We start from the raw sequence: 18,523 nt of genomic DNA, 5'->3' as shown, positions 1-18,523 counted from the left end.
ATTTCTCCTGGTCAGGCGACGAACGCGGGTTCGCGCGGGGCGGTGGGGCTGGTGAAGCGGGAACGGCCGAGCAGGGGGAGGACCTCCTCGCCGACGCGGTAGGCCTCCTCCAGATGCGGGTTTCCGGCGAGGATGAACGCGTCGACGCCGAGGTCGAGCAGCTGGTCGAGACGTTCGGCGACCTGCTCGTAGCTGCCGACGAGGCCGAACGCGGGTCCGCCGCGGAGCAGGGAGAACCCGGCCCAGACGTTCGGCTGGACCTCGACGTCGCGGTAGCCGGTGATGGTGGAGGGCACCCAGCCCTTGATGCGGCCCGCGCCGACGGAGTCGCCTCGCGCCTGCCGGTTGGCGATCTCCGGGTCGACGTACCGCCAGCCCTTCTCGATCTCGGCCCACGCGGCTTCCTCGGTGTGCCGGGCGAGGATGTCGATGCGTACCGCGAATTTCGGGGTGCGGCCGAGTTTCGCGGCGTGCTCCCGGACTCCGTCGAACTTCCGCTTGAGATCGGCGAATGGCTCCAGCCATGACAGGTAGTAGTCGGAGTGCAGTCCCGCCGCGTTCACGGCCGCCGCCGACGAGCCGGAGAAGTAGATCTCCGGGAAGGGTTCGCCGGCGAGGTGTTCGGGCAGCGCGGCACCGCGGGTGGCGAAGAACCGGCCGTCGAAGTCGTACGGCTCGCCCCGCCACACTCCTTTGAGGACATGCAGGAACTCCGAAGTGCGGGCGTAGCGGTCGTCGTGGTCCACCTTGTCGCCCCACCACAGCTGCGCGGGTCCGCCACCGCCGGAGATGATGTTGTAGACGAGGCGGCCGCCGGTGGCGCGTTGCAGGCTCGCCGACATGCGTGCCGCCTGCAACGGGTGCAGGAACCCTGGCTGGAACGCGACCATGAAACGGTAGGTGCTGGTCTCCTTGGCGAGCGCGGCCGACAACGCCCAAGGGTCTTCGGTGCCGGGGAACGAGGGCAACAGCCCGCCGAGGAATCCCGCCGCTTCCGACGCTTTGGCCACGGCCGCGGCGTGGTCGACGTAGGCGTACCCGTCGGGCTCGCCCTCGCGCAGGGCCGGTGCGATGTTGCCGGGGCCGATGCCGCCCCAGTCGCCGCGGTTGCGGATCTTCGGCGTGCGCAGCGAGGCGTGGTCGCCGCCCATACCGATGCGCCAGTAGACGTCCACGGTCATGCCTTCGCTCCTGTCGGTGTCCGGCTCGCCGGGTCGGCGAGGTGAAGGAGGTGTTCGCCCGCCCGGTGGATCTCCTCGATACCCGGGTGTCCACTCAGGACGAAAGTGGTGATACCGGCGCGCTCGTACCCGGCGAGCCGGTCCGCCACTTGCCGGTAGCTGCCGACCAGCCCGACCGGGGTGCGGTATCCGATGCGGTCGAAGCCGTCGAACGTCGTCCCGTCCGGCGTGCGGGAGCGGATGTCCTGTTCGGTGGCGGCCGGGTGGATCTCGCGCCACAGGCGCAGGACCCGGGCCCACGCCTCGTGCTCGTCCTCCCTGGCGATGATCGGCAGCACCAGCCCGGCCCGTACCGTCCGGCCGTGTCTTGCGGCTGCGGTGTGGAGTGCGCGGACAGCCGAGGCCGGATCCACTGTGGACGCGGAGAACAAGTGCACGTCTCCGTGCGCGGCCGACAAGGCGATCGCCTCCGGTGACGCCCCGGAAAGATGGACCACCGGGAACGGGTGGCCGTCGGCCGCTTCGTCGAAGCCACCCGACCGGACGTGGAAGTACGCACCGTCGTGGTCGAACTCCCCGCCGTCGAATCCGCCGGGTGAGGCGCCGCGTCCGGACCACACGCCGCGGGCGACGGTGAGGAACTCGGCCGCGCGTTCGTAGCGTTCGGCGGTGCCGAGGCGGTCGCCACGCTGCCGGTCGTCTTCCGGATCGGTGTCGACGCGCACCAGCCAGTCGAGCCGGTCGGCGCCGAGGCGCTGCAAGGTCAGCGACATCTTCGCCGCGTATACCGGGGTGGCGAAGGACGGCGTGAACTCCACGGTCACCCTGGCCCGGCGGGTGTGGCGCAGCGCGCCGCCCGCCACGATCCAGGATTCCTCGCCGTGCGGGTCGTATGCGGCGACCACACCGTCCAATCCGGACAGTTCTGCCGCGTCGATCACCTGGTGCAGATGTTCGAAGCCGGCGCGCTGCCACTGATTCGGGTCCGCGCGGCGACCGTCGCCGCGGGTGGGCAGCTCCCACAGAAACCTGGTCATGCCGCCTGCTCGCCGGCGATCAACGCCTTCGCCCGCGCCAGAGGCTCGTGCTCCACCCAAGCGCCGAGGTCGAAGTCGGCGGCGAGGAATCCGTGGGTGTAAAGGAATTGCTTCTGCACCCCCAGCAGTTCGATCCGCTCGGCGGACAGGTCGGGGTGCAGGGTGCGATGGAACCCGTCGCCGTAGGCCGCGACGACACCCTCCGGTCCGGAGAAGGTTTCGCCGGCGAGCACGGTACGGACCTCGTCGAGGTGAGTGGCGGCCCAGTCCGCGGCGCGCAGGCTCGCCGCGAGGAAGCCCACCACCAGCTCGGGACGGTGCTCCAGCAGATCGGCGTGCACGGTGATGGGGCGGGGTGTGCCGTTGTTGACCCGGCCCCGGCGGGTGGTGGCGGTGTCGAGATCGACCGCGACCCGTAGCCCGTGTTCCCGCGCCACCTCGGCCGCCCGTGCGCCCTTCACGTAGATCGCGTCGACCTCGCCGGCCAGGAGTTCGGCCACGCCCCAGGTGGTGCCGCCGGTGGCGCGGCCGCGTACCTGAGGGTCGCGGTTCACGTCGACCTGGGTCACCGTGACGTCGGCGAGGGTGCGGCCCGCCAGGCGCAGCGCGTTCGTGAACCCGTGCAAGGCCATCGCCCTCGGGAAGCTGCGGGCCTGATCCGCGGCCCAGGCCGGGATGCCGATCCGCGCGCCGGCGAGCCCGGCGGCGTCCGCGATGGGGGAGTCGCCCGCGACGAGGATGGCCTGTGCCTCGTCGATCCAGGTCAGCCCGATGAGCCGGGTGGGTGAGCCTTGAGCACGGGCGGCGATGGCCGGCACGTTGCCGCCTTCACGGATCAGCCCGCGGAGGCGGTGGTCGTAGTGATGGACGGCGATCTCCGGTGCGGCGTCCTGGAGGATCGCCAGCGGAAGGCCGTGCTCGCGCGCGTTGCCGGAAAGCCAGCCGAGGCTGTTGGCGAGACCACTGGCCGTGGGTACCGGGCAGCGCGTGTACCAGAGCCGGTCGATCGGTTGTTCATCGGTGATGGTCATGGCGGTCCTCCGAAGGGGTCGGGCCGACGCCGAGTTCGGCGAGGAAGGCGGCGCGGTAGTCGAGTGCCGCGGGGTCGGTGCGGTCACGGGGGCGGGGAAGGTCGATGACGACGTCGTGCCCGAACCGTCCTTTGTGGAGGACGAGCACCCGGTCGGCGAGCCGGATCGCCTCGTCGACGTCGTGGGTCACGAGCAGGACGGCGGGCCGGTGGAGGGCGACGAGGTCACCGACGAGATCCTGCATGCGCAACCGGGTCAGCGCGTCGAGTGCGGCGAACGGCTCGTCGAGCAACAGCAGTTCGGGTTCGCGTACCAGCGCCCTGGCGAGCGCGACGCGCTGCGCTTCACCGCCGGACAGGGTGGCGGGCCAGGCGCGGTGCTTGTCGGCGAGATCCACCTCGGCGAGCGCGCGGCGCCCGCTGTCCTTGGTCTGCCTGCCGTGCGGCCGGCCGATGACCACATTGGACAGTACGCGTTTGGACGGGATCAGCCGCGGCTCCTGGTAGACGACGGTCCGCTTCCGGGGAACCAGGATCTCTCCGGCGTCCGGCCGTTCGAGCCCGAGCAGCAGCCGCAGGAGGGTGGTCTTGCCGGTACCGCTGGGGCCGAGCAGCACGACGAACTCGCCCCGCCTGATCTCCAGGTCGACGCCGTCCAGCACGGTCTTGTCGCCGAAGCTCTTGCTCACACCCGACAGCGACACCGCGAGGTCGGTGGTGGTGGCCGTCATCGCGCCGCCACCCCCGCTCGCCACGGCATCGCGAACCGCTCCAGCACCCGAACCGCCGCGTCGAACACCAGGCCCAGTACGGCGTAGAGCACCACGCACAGCACCATGTAGTCGGTGCGGTTGTACTCCTGAGCCAGGCTGACCAGGTAGCCGATGCCTTCCCGGGTGCCGACCTGCTCGGCCGCGATGAGCCCGGTGACGCTGATCGACAGGCAGATCCGCAGGGCCATCAGCACGGCGGGAAGTGCCGAGGGAAGGATGGTCCCGAACACCAGCCGCGGTCCGCGCAGCCCGAAACTCCTCGCCGCCTCCAGCATCTTCCGGTCGACGTTGCGGACACCGAGATAGGTGTAGGCGTACATCGGCGCGACGGTGGCGACAGCGATCAGCAGCACCTTGAACGTCTCGTCGATGCCGAACCACGCGATGAACAGCGGCACGAGCGCGAGGAACGGGATGGCGCGGTTGATCTGCATGGTGGCGTCGATCAGTTCCTCGCCGAGCGCGGAAAGCCCGGACAGGACGCCGAAAAGGAGCCCGAACGCGACACCGAGGGCCACTCCGGCCGCCGCGCGCTGCAGGGACGCGAGCGTGAAGTCCACCAGCTGGCCGGTCTGGAACAGCTCGATGAACGCGTTCCACACCTTCGGCGGTCCGGGCAGGATCTGCTCGGAGATACCTCCCGTGGCCGAGCCGGTCCACCACAGTCCGACGAGCAGCAGTGGAACGGCGAAGCGCAGCGGGATCGACGACCAGCGGCGACGGCGTCCGCGTCCCCGGTATTCGGGCCGGACGAGGCCCGGCGGCTCGGTGCGCACCGGCCCGGGCGCGGTGATGGTGCTCATTTCGCCGCCTCCCGGTATGCGGCGAGTTTGGCCGGCAGGTCGTAGATCACGTCCGCGGCGGTGATCGTCCGCGGGGTCACCTTGCTCGCCGCGAACAGGTTCGCGACCGATTCGAGGTCGCGCAGGTCCTTTTCGTCGGGGTACCGGGGAACTGCGGCCTGTGCGCCCAGCGCCAGCGCACGCCGCAGCCGGTCGCCCGACAGCGCGCGCGGACCAGCCTTCTCGAAGACGTTTTCGAAGTCCGCGGGGTTCTCCCGTTGTTGCCGGGTCAGTTGCTGCAACGTCTCCAGATACTTCGCCGCGACGTCCGGCCGCGAGTCCAGCACCTCGGTGCGGAAGGCGACGATCGTGTTGTCGACCGAGCCGATGCTCTGCTCGGTGGCGATCTCCACGCCGCCGTTGGCTTTCGCCTCCTGGTAAGGCTCGTTGAACGACGCCCACGCGTCGACCTGCCCGGTGGCGAACGCGGAGGTCGCGTCGGCCTGCTGCAACGGCACGCGTTCGACTTGGTCGACGGGAACACCGGCCTGAGCCAAGGCAAGCAGCGTGATGTACTCGCCTTTCCCCGCCGGGTTCACGGCTATCCGCTTGCCTGCCAGATCGCGTACCGACTTGATCCCCGACTTCGGTGTGGCCAGGATGCCGTTCTGGTCCTTGCCGACCGGATCCGCGACGGCGACGATCCGGACGCCGACGTCCTTGGACAGCGCGCCGATCACCGGGCTGTACGCGCCACCGGAGACGTCGAGTTGCTTGGTGTTGAACAGTTTCAGGTTCGAGCTGAAGCCCGGTGTGCTGGGGACCCATGCGATGCGGGCGCCCAGTGGTGCCAAGGCTTTGTCGAACGTCCCATCGCGTTTGCCGACCGCGAGCGGACCGGAGTTGCCGGGATCGGTGACCTTGAGCGTGAAGGTGCCGCCGGTGTCCGTGCCGGCGCCGGCACACGCGGTGGTCAGCGCGAGGAGGGCGGCGAGTGCGAGCGTGAGTCTGGAATTCCGGCTGCGGGGCATGGAGGTGACTCCTGGGGAGAGGGGACCCGGTTCGGATGGCCCGGTCGAGATGGGCGCAACGCTAACCACGCCGCCTCAGGGGATCCAGGTGTTCCACAGAATGGAAAACAGGTTCGGGATTCCTGGCACAACTGGCGCAGGCGGCGAAAGTCCTACCACTATCTGGAATGCTGTTACGCTGGGCCGTATGGCGCGAGAAAGTGGTGACGGCGTCCAGACCGTGGCGAGGGCGCTGGCGGTCCTCGGCTGTTTTCGTGGTGGCGGAGAGCTGGGGATCACCGAGCTGTCCCGGCGGGTGCAGCTCCCGGCCAGTACCACTCATCGTCTGGTGACCGCGCTCATCGGCGCGGGTTTCCTGGAGAAGAGCCCGACTTCGAACCGGTACCGGATCGGGGGCGCGCTCGCGGAGTACGGGCAGATCGCCTACCGGCAGCACCGGATTTATCTTGTCGAGCCTCATCTCGAACAGCTCGCGACCACCACCGGGGCTTCCGCGTCGATCGCGGTCCGGCACGGCAACGACATGGTGCTGCTGGGCACCAGCCGCTGGCGGGAGGCGGACGGGCACGATCTCCAGGGGCTCCGGATCCCGCTCCACGCGAGTGCGCTGGGCCGGGCGCTGCTCGCCTGGTCCGAGGTGTCGGAAGACGAGCTGGCGCGACTGCCGTTCACCGACGGAACCGAACGCGCCCCGGCGGATCCGGCCGAGCTGGCCAAGGAACTCGCGCTGACCCGTGAACGCGGATGGGCCTTCAACGACGAGGAACTGGCCGCCGGTTTCCGCACGATCGGCATTCCGCTCCGCGACCGGGAAGGCCGTGCTCGCTTCGCCCTCGGCCTGCGCGGCTCGACGGCCCTGATGATCCCCGAACGGTTGCCCTTCTTCGTGGACCTGGCCAAGGTCACGGCCGGCGAGATCGCCGCCGTGCTCTTCGAGAGCTGACGAGGCGGTGACCGGGGGGAGTGCGGGCTCTGAGTCCAAAGAGGACTCGTGGGGTGCCGGATAGCTCACAGTCCAGCTGGTGAGACGGCGGCGCCAAAGCTGGGTGGGACGGTTTTCTTTCCTTAGGGTCCCTGATCGTCACCCGATCAGATGAACCCGAGTAGGTGCTGTGCCCGATCCCTTGCTGCTGCCCGAAGGCATCCCGCCGACGGCGGCGCGTTCCCTGCCGTCCGCGGTGTGGCACGCGGTCAGGTCCAGTGGCTGGACGCTCACCTGCGCGATCGCCGTGGTGCTGGTCCTGGTCATGGCGGCCGCCGCGGACCTGCTCGTCCTCGTCGAAGGACAGAGCCTCAACCCGGACATCGCCAACCTCGGGCCGACCGGGCTGCCCGCCGGCCCCCTGGGCGGGGTCAGCGGATCCCACTGGTTCGGGGTGGAACCGTTGACCGGTGTCGACCTGTTCGCACTGGTCGCCCACGGCGCCAGGACGTCGTTGCTGGTCGGACTCGGCGCGACCGCGCTGGCCACCGCGCTCGGTGTGGTGATCGGGGCCAGTGCGGGCTATCTCGGCGGCTGGTGGGACCGGGTGGTCACCTGGACCGCCGACGTGCTCCTGGGCTTCCCGTACCTGATCTTCATGATCGCGCTCGGCGCGATGGCACCACCCGATTTCCCGCGTCAGCCCTTGCTGATCGTCGTATTGGGCGTTTTCGGCTGGCCCCGGGTCGCGAGGATCGTCCGCGCGCAGACGCTTTCGCTGAGTGGCCGCGATTTCGTGTCGGCGGCCAAGGCGATGGGCGGGGGACCCTGGCATGTCTTCACCCGAGAACTGCTGCCGAATCTGTGGGCACCGGTGATCGTCGTGGCGAGCCTGTCGATCCCGTCGATGATCGGCAGCGAGGCGGCGCTTTCCTTCCTGGGGGTCGGTGTCCTGCCGCCGACCCCCAGCTGGGGCCGGACGATCAGCGCCGCGATCGACTTCTTCGAGACCGACCCGCTTTACCTGGTGTTCCCGGGACTGCTGCTGTTCGTAGTCACTTTGGCGTTCAACGTCGTCGGCGACGCCGTGCGCGACACGCTCGACCCGCGGTCGGGAGGCCGGGACTGATGCGTGCCCTGCGCTTCGTGCTCGGCCGGTTCGCCGGCATGGTCCTCGTCCTGCTGATCGTCACCTTCGTGACCTTCGTGGTGTTCTACCTGCTGCCCGCCGACCCGGCGCGGATGGCCTGCGGTCGTCCCTGTTCCCCGGAAAGCCTCGCGCTGGCACGGGAGTTCATGGGTTACGACGCACCTTGGTACCGGCAGTTCGCCGAATTCCTCGGCGGGATCTTCGCCGGGCGGACGTTCGGTACCGGTGTCACCGCGATTCACTGCGGTTCCCCGTGTTTCGGCTACGACTTCCAGAACAACGTCGAAGTGCTGACGGAGATCGGCGAGCGGATCGAGGTGAGTTTCTCGGTGGCGCTCGGCGCCGCGATCCTCTGGCTCGTCATCGGCGTCGGCCTCGGCGTGCTCTCGGCGCTGCGCCGGGGGAGCGCGGCCGACCGGATCACGATGGCGGTCGCGATGGCCGGGGTCTCCCTGCCCGCCTACCTCGCCGGGATGATCGGCATCACGATCTTCGCGTTCGCGCTCGATGTCGTGCCCAAGAACGGCTATGTGCCCATCGGCGAAGATCCGGTCCAATGGGCCTGGCACCTCGTCCTGCCTTGGCTCGTGCTGGCCTTCCTGCACGCCGCGATCTACGCGCGGCTGACGCGGAGCCAGATGCTGGAGACCCTCGGCGAGGACTTCATTCGCACCGCACGGGCCAAGGGGCTCAGCGAGCGGAAGGTGGTCGGCAAGCACGCGTTGCGCAATGTGCTCCTGCCGGTGGTCACCGTGTTCGGTGTCGACCTCGGCGCCCTCCTCGCCGGGACCGTGATCACCGAACGGATCTTCGGGATGGCCGGGGTCGGCAGGCTGCTGGTCGACGGCATCGCCTCGATGAACCTGCCCGTGCTGCTCGGCGTGACCTTGTTCTCGGCGGTCCTCGTGACGGTCGTGAACTTCCTGGTCGACCTGTGCTACGGCGCGCTCGATCCGCGAGCCCGCCTGATCTGAAGGGGAAACGATGAAACGCAAGGCTTTGCTGAGGGCGGTGGCCGGGGTGGTCGCCGCCACCACGGTGCTGACCGCCTGCGGCGCCAACGACAAACCGGCGCAGACCGGGGGCGAGGTCAAACCCGGCGGCACCGTCCGGCTGCTGAACGACAGCGCCACCCAGCAGTACGACCCGGCCAAGAGCGGAAGCCTCGTGGTCACGGCGCTCGGCCTGGTGCACCGCAGATTGACCTCGTGGAAGGTCGCGCCAGGGCAGGACACCACGATCATCCCCGACCTCGCGACCGACACGGGCAGGCCTACCGAGGGCGGTAAGACCTGGACCTTCACATTGAAGGACAACGTCAAGTACAGCGACGGCTCCCCGATCAAGTCGCAGGACATCAAATGGGGACTGGAGCGGACGTACGCGGCCGCCTTCTCCGGTGGCCTGACCTACCACAAGGACCTGCTGTCCCCGGGCCTGGCGTACAAGGGGCCGTTCGAGGGCGGCAAGGAGCTGGACTCGATCGAGACACCCGACGACAAGACCATCGTGTTCCATCTCGCCCGTCCTTACGGTGACTGGAACTGGATCGCGAGCACACCCGCGTTCTCCCCGGTGCCCAAGGGAAAGGGGCAAGAGGCGGACTACGGCAACCATCCGGTGGCGTCCGGCCCGTACGTGCTGGAGAAGTACGAGCGTGGCAAGGAGGCGAGGCTCGTCCGGAACCCGCACTGGGACCGGGCGACCGATGACACCCGCAAGGCCAACCCGGACACCATCGTCTTCCAGCTCGGCCAGGACACCAGCGTCATCTCGAAGCGGCTGATCGACGACAGCGGTGACGACCAGAGCGCGTTCAGCATCCCGTTCGCCTCTCCCGCGCAGCTGGCCCAGATCCAGGCGAACCCTTCGGCGAAGTCGCGGGTCGTCACCTCGGAATCGGGAGCGCTCGCGTACCTCACGCTGAACACCCAGCGCGGCAAACTCGTCGACCCCAAGGTGCGCCAGGCGTTCCAGTACGCGGTGGACAAGGCCGCGTACCAGGTCGCCAGTGCCGGAAACGCCCAGCTCGCCGGGGACATCGCGACCACACTGATCACGCCGGGCCTGCAAGGGCGCGAACAGTTCGACCTGTACCCGGCTCCGCCGAGCGGTGACCCGGAGAAGGCGAAGAAGCTGTTGGCCGAGGCAGGTCTGCCGAACGGTCTCGACGGCCTGGTCCTGGCCACCCGCAACGAGAACAGCTACCCGGAGAAGGCCGCGGCGATCCAGGCCGCGCTGGCCAGGGCGAACATCAAGATCACCATCAAGGCGCTCGACGAGGACACCTACACGTCCGAAGTGGACACCAAGGGGATCTCGGACTACGACCTGACGCTGACCTCGTGGCAGCCGGACATCCCGTCCGCCAACGCGAACATCCAGCCGCTGTTCCAGTCGACCGAGATCGGCAACGGCGGGGTCAACGAGTCGCGGTACGCCAATCCCGAGGTCGACCGGCTGATCACCGAGGCACAGGCGACACTGGACCCCGCCGAAGCGGGGAAGAAGTGGGCGGCGCTGGACAAGAAGATCCTCAGCGACTCGCCGGTGGTCCCGCTGATCTACACGCGGAACTCGTTCCTGCACGGATCGAAATTCGGCAACGTCGTGATCGGGCGGTTCCCGGCGTATCCGGACTACCGCCAGTTCGGGCTGATCCAGTGACGGGGGCCTCGCCGTCCGGTGGGCAGGCGGAGCCGGACGGCGAGGCCGCCCTGCTGGCCTTGCGTGACGTCAGTGTCTCTTTCGGACAGACCAGGGCGGCGCGTTCGGTCTCCTGGTCGGTCTCGGCAGGGGAAGTCGTCGCGGTGGTCGGCGAATCAGGCTCGGGCAAATCGGTCACCGCGTTGTCCCTGCTCGGATTGCTGTCGCCGGACGCGGAGGTCTCCGGCCAGGCGCTGCTGTCCGGCCGCGATCTCTACACGCTGACGCCGGGCGAACTGCGCGCCGTCCGGGGCAACGAGATCGGCATGGTGTTCCAGGAACCGATGAGCGCGCTGAATCCGGTGTTCCCCATCGGAGACCAACTGATCGAAGCGATCCGCACTCATCAGGACCTGACACCGAAAGCCGCCCGGCGGCGGGCGATCGAACTGCTCGGCCTGGTGGGACTGCCCGCTCCCGAGCAACGGTTCGGGTCGTATCCGCACGAGCTGTCGGGCGGTCAGCTGCAGCGGATCGTGATCGCCATGGCGGTCGCCAACGAACCGAAACTGCTGATCGCCGACGAACCGACCACGGCGCTCGACGTCACCGTGCAGGCCGAGATCCTCGAACTGCTGCGGGATCTGCGCGACCGGCTCGGCACGGCGATCCTGCTGATCACCCACGACATGGGCGTGGTCGCCGACATCGCCGACCGGGTCGTGGTGATGTACGACGGCGGCGTCGTGGAGCAGGACGCCGTGGAAGCGGTGTTCACCTCGCCACGCGAGGACTACACCCGGCGGCTGCTCGGCTCGGTGGTCTCGCTCGGTGCCGCGGCGACGGAAGGAGTCGAGCGGGTGCTCGTGGCGGAGCCGGTCGTGTCCGCCCGTCATCACGCCGCGACCGACCATCCCGCCACCCGGTCGGTGCCGGACGCCCCGGCGGATGCACCCTTGCTGGTGGTGGAAGACCTGTCCGTCACCTATCGCGGCCGCTTCCGGGCGATGGCGGTCCGGGCGGCGGACGGGGTGAGCCTCCACGTCGAACCCGGTGAGATCCTCGGTCTGGTCGGGGAATCGGGGTCGGGGAAGAGCACCGTGGCCGGTGCGGTCACGGGATTGATCCCGCCCACCTCGGGCTCGGTCCGGATCGGTGGGACCGACATCGCCCGGACGAAGGGCAAGACCGCCAAGACGCTGCGCCGCCGGATCGGCGTGGTCTTCCAGGATCCGTTGTCCTCGCTCAATCCCCGGATCACCGTGGGGGAGAGTGTGGCTACCCCGATCCGCCTGCATCGCACGCATCGCGGGACCCAGGTGGACGAGCGGGTCGCCGGGCTCTTCGAGTCGGTGCGGCTTTCCCCCGATCTGCGCGGTCGCTATCCCCACCAGCTGTCCGGCGGACAGCGGCAGCGCGTGTGTGTCGCCAGAGCGCTGGCGCTCGATCCGGACCTGCTGGTGGCCGACGAGCCGACCAGCGCGCTCGACGTCACCATCCAGGCCCGGATCCTCGATCTCCTGCGGACCTTGCAGGACGAACTCGGTTTCGCCTGCCTGTTCATCAGCCACGACCTCGCCGTCGTCGAGCGGCTCGCCGACCGGGTCGCGGTGATGCATCGCGGCCACATCGTGGAGCAAGGTCCGACGAAGGAGGTGCTCACCGATCCGGTGCACCCCTACACCCACCGCCTGCTGTCGGCCGCGCCGGTCGCCGACCCCGCGGCACAACGGCGGCGGCGTGAAGCCTGGCGACGGCTCCGGGCAGGCGATCCCCTCCCGCCGAGCAGAAGTTCTTCGCCCGCTTAGGGCTTGAGCATTCCGTCGATGGTGTAGGCGACAAGTCGTGCCGCCTGTTCGGCGGAGGCGTGCTCTCGCGTCCAGGCGCCGGCGTTCATCAAGGCGAAGATGTCCGCTCCGGTCACGTCCGCACGGACCACTCCGGCGGTGACCGCGCGGTTGATCAGCCGATCGCCGATGTCGGCCATCCGTGCGCAGGACGCGTACAGCTCCGAGGCTTCGTCATCGGCACCGTCCGCCAGCATGGCCGCGAGCCCCCGGTAGGTGGCGGCGTGGGCGACGACCAGGTCGACCCACCGGCGCAGCGCCTCGCCCGGAGTCTGGTCGCGCAAGGTGTCGCCCGCCTCGAACAGCGCCTCGTTCCGTTCACGGAGCAGCGCGCCGACCAGTGCCCTGCGGGTCGGGAAATGCCCGTAGAGCGTGCCGATCGCCACCCCGGCGCGGCGCGCGACGCTTTCGAGTGGAGCGTCCGTGCCGTGTTCGCGGAACACCGCGTCCGCCTCGGCCAGCAGCCGCTCGCGGTTACGGAGCGCGTCGGCCCGTGGCCGGCGTCCGGCGGCTGGACTCACTCTTGCCTCCCGCTTATATCGAGGTACCCTCGACTTATTAAGTCGAGTCGCCCTCAGTTTAATGGAGATCGTGATGATCCTGATCACCGGCGCGTCCGGGAGTATCGGCCGCCATCTTGTGCACCACCTGCGCGGCGAGGAGATCACCGCGTTCGTACGTGATCCGGCCGTAGGTGACGAACTCGGTTGCCCGTACGTCGTCGGCGATTTCGACGACCCGGAGTCGGTGGCGACGGCGATGACGGGGGTGGACCGGGTGTTCCTCAACGCCGGCGGGGCCCAGCCCGTGACAGGGGAGCAACCGATGGTCCGCCAGCAGCGCGTCGTGATCGACGCCGCCATCGAGGCCGGGGTCGAGCACATCGTGAAGGTGTCGGTCTGGCATGCGCGTGAGGGCGCCAAGCTGGCCGAAGGCGCGCACTGGGTCATCGAGGAGCATCTGAAGAAGTCCGGCCTGGCCTGGAGCATCCTGCAGCCGAGCGGGTTCATGCAGAACTTCCGTACCGGTGCCGCGGTCTTCACCGAGAACGGGGATATTCTCGGCGCGTACGGCGACAGCCGGGTGTCCTATGTGGATTGTTCGGATATCGCCGCGTGTGCTGCCGCCTTGCTGACCGTGAGCCCCCGGGCGGGGGAGACGTTCGTCCTCACCGGACCGGAAGCCCTCACGCACACCGAGATCGCCGCGAAGTTGTCGGCTGTCGCAGGCAGGGAGATCGGCTACGTCGACCTGCCCGCGCAAGCCTTCGCCGCCCGGCTCGCCTCGAACGGTTTGCCCGCCCGATTCGCCCAGGATGTCGCCGCGCTGTTCGCCGAAGTCGCCGAAGGCAGGCTCGCCCCGACCACGGACGCGGTCGCCGACCTCACCGGGCGCCCGCCCCGAACCTTCGACGACTTCCTTCGCGAGAACGCCGAAACGATCCGCGAATCGTGGTCGGGGTCAGCGGCGCGCGTTTCGCATTGAGTCCGCCCAGGCTCATCGCGGTAGCTCGGCGAGGAGTCTCTCGGTGGTTTCGTGCAGTCTGGCCGCGTCGCCGCGGCCGAACCATTTCGGTGCCAGCGGTACGAGTGCGCCCTCCATTACCGCGGTGAGCCCGTTCCGGCCTGGAGGGTCGAGGTGGGGGAGGATCTGCCCGACGCTGGTCGCCACGCTTTTCCCGGTCGCCCGTAGATGTGACACCTGGGCCGAGGTGGCTCGGTCGTACTCGCCGGCGAAGCTCGTGGCCACCACGCCGGGGTGGTTGAGGACATACCGGATATCCGGGTGTTGTGCCACGAAATGCACGCCGAGCAGGTCGTTGAGTCGTGCGGCGTGGCCCATCGCGCCCACCCCGTGGTAGTCCTGCTCGAGTTGCAGGTCGTGCCATCGGACGGGAACCTGGCTGCCCGCACCGGCGAAGTTCAGCACGACCGGGGCTTCCGCGCGGCCGAGCGCGGAGGCCAGGCCGTGGCTGAACAGGAACCGGCTCAGGTAGAACAGTGCGAAGTTGCTCTCGAATCCATCCGGGGTCACGAGGCGGGCCGGGCGGTGATAGCGGGCGCCGAGCACCAGCACGTCGATCACCGGGAACCGATCCGCGAGGTGGGCGACCAAACGTTCGTTGTCGCTCACCCGGCTGAGGTCGGCAGCGAGGAAGTGGGCCCGCTCGGCGCTCCTGGCGAACATCCCGCCTTTCGTCTTGCTCGTGCCGACGACCAGGACGTCGTACCCGCGCCGGAGGTATTCCTCGGCGAGGCCTCGCCCGATCCCGTCGGTGCCGCCGGTGATCACTGCCGTGCTCATGGTCGTGTTCCCTTCGTGGGACTCGGGTGGCACTTTATTGCTTTGAGCAATCAAAGCATTGGTTGTGTGAGAGCGGCAAGCTCGTCCGAAGGGCGAGGTGTCAGTCCGCGGTGGTGAGCCCGAGCAGTTCCCGCATCCCGGCGAGCATGTGATCCTGCACCAGAAGCAGCACCTCGGCGGTGCGGTCGAGATCCGCCGTGGGCACCTGATCGAGTACCTCCGCGAGCAGGTCGCGGCGGGCGGCGCGGACCCTGGCCATCGTCGCGCGGCCGCTCGGTGTGATCGCGATCCGGGTGATCCTGCGGTCGCGCTCGTCCGGGATCGCCGCCACCAGTCCGTCTCGGCGAATTTGGCGCAGCTGTAAGGAGACCGTCGAGACTTCGATCTGCAGGCACTCGGCGATATCCGAGATGCGCATCGGTTCGGACAGGTCGAAATGCTCGAGCAGGCGCAGTTCGCTGGCGGGCAGATCGCAGTTCGAGCGGCGGGCCACCTCTGCCCGGATGTGCTTGCTTTCGCTCCACCTGACCAGTGCCGACACGCCGGCTTCCAAACGCCCCAACGGGCTCTGGTTCGCGTCTTCGGCTGCGCTCACCCCCACAGGGTAACGAACGACCGCGGGGAAACCCGGTGACCGCGATGTGGGAACACCCGTTCAAGCTCAGGGCGAAGCCTAATCTGCGAGGGTGACGACGTTTGAGGCGGACGAAGGGGCCACCGCCCTGCCGGCGATCGACATCTCGCGCTTTCGCGATCCCGCCGCGGATCGCGAGGAGTTCCTGACCGGGTTGCGCCGCGCAGCGCACGAGGTCGGCTTCTTCTATGTGGTCGGCCACGGCGTGCCCGAGCGGCTGACCGCCGGGATCTTCCAGAAGGCGAAGGATTTCTTCGCGTTGCCGGTCGAGGAACGGCTGGCGATCGAGAACATCCACTCCCCGCAGTTCCGCGGCTATACGCGGACCGGTCACGAGTACACCGGCGGCACTCCCGATTGGCGGGAGCAGATCGACATCGGCCCGGAACGCGCGCCCGTGCCGCCGGGCGGCCCCGCCTGGCAGCGGCTCATCGGCCCCAACCAATGGCCTGAAACGCTTCCCGGGCTCCGGGATACGACACTGGCGTGGCAGGCGGAGGCCTTGCGGATCAGCCGTGAAGTACTGCGCGCGCTCGCGGCGGCGCTGGGACAGGACGAGGGCTACTTCGACGCCTGGTTCGACGACGAGGCCACCACCCACGTCAAGATCATCCGCTATCCCGGCCGTCCCACGGCCGAGCGGGAACAGGGCGTCGGGGCGCACAAGGACTACGGCTACCTCGCCTTGTTGCAGCAGGACGAGATCGGCGGTCTGCAAGTCCAGTCGGCCGACGGTGGCTGGATCGACGCGAACCCGATCCCGGGCAGTTTCGTGTTCAACATCGGCGAAATGCTGGAGATCGCGACGCAGGGCTATCTGAAGGCGACACGCCACCGCGTGGTCAGCCCACCCGCCGGCGTGGAGCGGTTCTCGGTGCCGTTCTTCCTCGGGCCACGCCTGGACGCCGTCGTCGAACCCCTGCGGCTTCCGCCGGAACTGGCGGCGGAGGCGCACGGGATCAGCCAGGACGCGGACAATCCGCTGCATGCGGCGTTCGGGGAGAACGCGCTCGTCGGTTGGCTGCGTTCGCATCCGAAAGTCGCCGAGCGCTGGTGGAGCGACGTCCTGGCGGAGCGCGGATGACCTCCCTGCCTTCCTCCGAAATTCGGCAGATCCACGCGCACCACGTCGAGCAACCGGACCAGTAGTAGGTCCGCGAGGGACGCTATCGAATCGCTCAATATGATGGCGCGGTATTCGGCGCTTCGAGAGCGCGCTCAAACTGTTCCGTGAAAGCGGACACGCCCGAACTCGTGATGGTGTCGCCGAAGATCACGGCATATCGAGGTCAGGCCCGGTTGGACGGTGAGCAGGTAGCGCACTTCGCCGATGACCGCCTCCGAAATGCCCTCCGTGGAGCGGCATGATTTTCCGGCCGTTCTTCGGCAGTCAAGTGTCCCTTCAAAGTGACCCGTCCGGATGGCGTCTGCCCGACAGGGAAGCCGATGGTGCCCATTGTGACGCCCTGGCAGATCGGCGAGCCTCGAACAGTGTGACGGTATCGTGCTGTTCTGCGGGAAAGTGCGTGAAGTTCGATCTCCGGCAATTCACGTTGGCGAGGTGTCGCATTCATGAATGAGCGCGAAGTCGACAGGCGACGACTCGGGTCGTCCGGTCCGGCCCGCGACCGGAGTACTCGTCCCCGGACCACGGAAGACAAGCTCCCGCCCGGTGTACCGCCGGGCGTGGCGAACGTGGCGAACCTGCAACGCCTCGCCGGGAACAAAGCCGTCGCCGCCTATCTCGGGGCGAAGAAGCCCGGGCTTCCCGTCCAGCGCGACGTCAACAAGCGAGGTACCTTCGCCGGCTGGGGCGGGACGAACGACAGCAGCGTGATGGTCAACGCCAACGCGTCGGTCGACGTCGCCGACGGGAACCGCTCGGTCAGTCATCCGGCCTGGTTCCTCAGCAACGCCACGGAGACGGTCGAGGTCGATCCCGGAGCGACGGGAACCGTGCTGCTCCGGCTGCCCTGGTATTGGCACCACCACGGCATCGTCCAGGAACTCGGCCGGGTCTACGGCACGAACGAACGGCACATCCACGCCGGTGGTGGTCCCATCGACTATTGGGTTTCGGCGCCCTTCACGGTGACACCCGAAGGCCGAGTGGCTTTCGTCAACACCACTCCCGGCGGCACGCTCGGTGCCGCCGGGTACCTCGAAGGGGTTCCGACCATCACTTCGCGAGACGGCGAGAATTCCGGCACCCTGACGGTCAGCGTCGTCTTCCGGGCGCTCCAGACCACCACCACGACGGACACCGGAACGAGGACGACGACCACCACGCTCACCGGATCGGGGACCGGGGCCGCCAGCCCGGGCGGAGTGGGGGGATCGGTGACCACGGGCGGCAGCTATGCGGTGAGCGAGGCCAATTCGCACGCGGTCGGAGTGGCGGTGAGCGGTACCACCTCGGTCACGTGCAGCTTCGCGGTCAACATCCGGGTGCGGATCCCGCCGAAGATCACGAAGATGAAGACCATCTTCTATTCCGCCGAGGGCAGGTTCAGGTCCGGAAACGACGGCATTCTGGGGGTGAACGAGTGGTGGGCGTCCCTCCCGGCGCCGGTGCGTGAATTGATCGTTTCCGGGCGGAAACCGGTGCGGATCACTGGCCGGGCGAGCCAGACCGGCAGCCCGGAGCGGAACGAGCGGGTGATCGCCGGCCGCATCGACGACGTCACCAGGCGCCTGCACAACGTCGCGGGCCGGATGGAAGTCGTGCCCGACAGCGAGTTCACCGTGCCCAACGAGCGGTCGGTCGTGATCAGGGTCGAGTACACGGCCGCCGAGGCGCGGGCCGGGGGAGCGGGATCCCCGTGATCCTCGCCGTGCCGTCTTGAACGACTGAAGCCCCACCCCTCCGAGGAGGAGCAGGGCTTCTGACCTGCGAAAACAGATGGTGCGCGATACTGGGATTGAACCAGTGACCTCTTCCGTGTCAGGGAAGATCAAACCAACTCCTGACCAGGCGTTTCCTCTGTTTTCGCAGGTCTACGGTCTCTCGTTTCCTCCTCGTTGGGGCGGTTTCGAACGCGTTGCGGCGCGTTCCGGTCGCCTGAATATCGCCAGTTGATCTTGGGTTGCTGGTTACGAGGAGTTACTTCGTGTCTGCCAAAGCTATTGGGTTACCGGTCGGGCGTGACCCGGTGCTTCAGCTGGTCACGGTCATTGTCGGCGTCA

The 18,523-nt window shown here is 68.4% G+C and carries 17 protein-coding genes and 1 tRNA gene; 8 read left to right on the top strand and 10 right to left on the bottom strand.

Translation table 11 applies throughout. The annotated features are described in order from the left end of the window. Positions 1-11: 11 nt before the first annotated feature. From ED92_RS16925 to ED92_RS16900, 6 genes are read right to left on the bottom strand one after another with little or no spacing between them, the layout of a single operon-like run. Positions 12-1,181, bottom strand: coding sequence for an LLM class flavin-dependent oxidoreductase (locus ED92_RS16925; RefSeq protein WP_037339043.1), 1,170 nt, complete (start codon positions 1,179-1,181; stop codon positions 12-14). After that, positions 1,178-2,218, bottom strand: a complete 1,041-nt coding sequence (locus ED92_RS16920; RefSeq protein ID WP_037339041.1) for an LLM class flavin-dependent oxidoreductase — start codon at positions 2,216-2,218, stop codon at positions 1,178-1,180. Before ED92_RS16920 ends, ED92_RS16925 begins: the two co-directional genes overlap by 4 nt. Further along, a complete protein-coding gene (locus ED92_RS16915; protein ID WP_081975821.1) occupies positions 2,215-3,249 on the bottom strand; it encodes an ABC transporter substrate-binding protein in 1,035 nt (344 codons plus the stop codon). The genes ED92_RS16920 and ED92_RS16915 overlap by 4 nt, the downstream gene beginning before the upstream one ends. Next, positions 3,233-3,979 (bottom strand): ABC transporter ATP-binding protein, encoded by a 747-nt coding sequence (locus tag ED92_RS16910; protein ID WP_037340179.1) that lies wholly within the window; start codon positions 3,977-3,979, stop codon positions 3,233-3,235. The genes ED92_RS16915 and ED92_RS16910 overlap by 17 nt, the downstream gene beginning before the upstream one ends. Further along, positions 3,976-4,824: an ABC transporter permease gene (locus ED92_RS16905; protein ID WP_037339038.1), complete on the bottom strand. Its 849-nt coding sequence runs from the start codon at positions 4,822-4,824 to the stop codon at positions 3,976-3,978. The genes ED92_RS16910 and ED92_RS16905 overlap by 4 nt, the downstream gene beginning before the upstream one ends. Further along, a complete protein-coding gene (locus tag ED92_RS16900; RefSeq protein ID WP_037339035.1) occupies positions 4,821-5,834 on the bottom strand; it encodes an NrtA/SsuA/CpmA family ABC transporter substrate-binding protein in 1,014 nt (337 codons plus the stop codon). The genes ED92_RS16905 and ED92_RS16900 overlap by 4 nt, the downstream gene beginning before the upstream one ends. Positions 5,835-6,021: 187 nt before the next feature. On the opposite strand from ED92_RS16900, the gene ED92_RS16895 reads away from it, so the two are divergent. The 5 genes from ED92_RS16895 (at position 6,022) to ED92_RS16875 (ending at position 12,360) form a co-directional block, all read left to right on the top strand. Then, positions 6,022-6,777, top strand: a complete 756-nt coding sequence (locus tag ED92_RS16895; protein ID WP_037339033.1) for an IclR family transcriptional regulator — start codon at positions 6,022-6,024, stop codon at positions 6,775-6,777. Between the two features lie 169 nt (positions 6,778-6,946). After that, the gene (locus ED92_RS16890; RefSeq protein ID WP_037339031.1) at positions 6,947-7,885 is read left to right on the top strand and encodes an ABC transporter permease; all 939 of its coding nucleotides are present in this window, start codon (positions 6,947-6,949) and stop codon (positions 7,883-7,885) included. Then, complete coding sequence (locus tag ED92_RS16885) at positions 7,885-8,880, top strand: ABC transporter permease (RefSeq protein ID WP_037339030.1); 996 nt, start codon at positions 7,885-7,887, stop codon at positions 8,878-8,880. Before ED92_RS16890 ends, ED92_RS16885 begins: the two co-directional genes overlap by 1 nt. A 10-nt stretch (positions 8,881-8,890) precedes the next feature. Continuing rightward, a complete protein-coding gene (locus tag ED92_RS16880) occupies positions 8,891-10,573 on the top strand; it encodes an ABC transporter substrate-binding protein (RefSeq protein WP_037339027.1) in 1,683 nt (560 codons plus the stop codon). Continuing rightward, the gene (locus tag ED92_RS16875) at positions 10,570-12,360 is read left to right on the top strand and encodes an ABC transporter ATP-binding protein (RefSeq protein ID WP_081975820.1); all 1,791 of its coding nucleotides are present in this window, start codon (positions 10,570-10,572) and stop codon (positions 12,358-12,360) included. The genes ED92_RS16880 and ED92_RS16875 overlap by 4 nt, the downstream gene beginning before the upstream one ends. On the opposite strand, the gene ED92_RS16870 is transcribed toward ED92_RS16875, so the two are convergent. Then, complete coding sequence (locus tag ED92_RS16870; RefSeq protein WP_037339025.1) at positions 12,357-12,920, bottom strand: TetR/AcrR family transcriptional regulator; 564 nt, start codon at positions 12,918-12,920, stop codon at positions 12,357-12,359. The two genes, ED92_RS16875 and ED92_RS16870, sit on opposite strands and share 4 nt — an antisense overlap. Before the next feature lie 73 nt (positions 12,921-12,993). On the opposite strand from ED92_RS16870, the gene ED92_RS16865 reads away from it, so the two are divergent. Next, complete coding sequence (locus tag ED92_RS16865; protein ID WP_037340171.1) at positions 12,994-13,884, top strand: SDR family oxidoreductase; 891 nt, start codon at positions 12,994-12,996, stop codon at positions 13,882-13,884. Between the two features lie 12 nt (positions 13,885-13,896). On the opposite strand, the gene ED92_RS16860 is transcribed toward ED92_RS16865, so the two are convergent. Both ED92_RS16860 and ED92_RS16855 read right to left on the bottom strand, forming a co-directional pair. After that, positions 13,897-14,703 carry an SDR family NAD(P)-dependent oxidoreductase gene (locus ED92_RS16860; RefSeq protein ID WP_037339022.1) on the bottom strand — a complete coding sequence of 269 codons (807 nt, stop codon included), beginning with the start codon at positions 14,701-14,703 and terminating at the stop codon, positions 13,897-13,899. Positions 14,704-14,803: 100 nt separating this feature from the next. After that, positions 14,804-15,298, bottom strand: a complete 495-nt coding sequence (locus tag ED92_RS16855; RefSeq protein WP_037340168.1) for a MarR family winged helix-turn-helix transcriptional regulator — start codon at positions 15,296-15,298, stop codon at positions 14,804-14,806. A gap of 91 nt (positions 15,299-15,389) precedes the next feature. On the opposite strand from ED92_RS16855, the gene ED92_RS16850 reads away from it, so the two are divergent. Next, positions 15,390-16,421: an isopenicillin N synthase family oxygenase gene (locus ED92_RS16850; RefSeq protein WP_037339019.1), complete on the top strand. Its 1,032-nt coding sequence runs from the start codon at positions 15,390-15,392 to the stop codon at positions 16,419-16,421. Positions 16,422-16,909: 488 nt separating this feature from the next. Beyond that, positions 16,910-18,163 carry a hypothetical protein gene (locus tag ED92_RS42780; RefSeq protein WP_161791111.1) on the top strand — a complete coding sequence of 418 codons (1,254 nt, stop codon included), beginning with the start codon at positions 16,910-16,912 and terminating at the stop codon, positions 18,161-18,163. Between the two features lie 77 nt (positions 18,164-18,240). Here ED92_RS42780 and ED92_RS16840 read toward each other — a convergent pair. Beyond that, a tRNA-Val gene (locus ED92_RS16840) sits at positions 18,241-18,330 on the bottom strand. Positions 18,331-18,523 lie beyond the last annotated feature (193 nt).

The sequence above is a fragment of the Amycolatopsis sp. MJM2582 genome, from assembly GCF_000754115.1.
GTDB lineage: Bacteria > Actinomycetota > Actinomycetes > Mycobacteriales > Pseudonocardiaceae > Amycolatopsis > Amycolatopsis japonica.
This window is presented reverse-complemented; position numbering and strand designations above follow the sequence as displayed.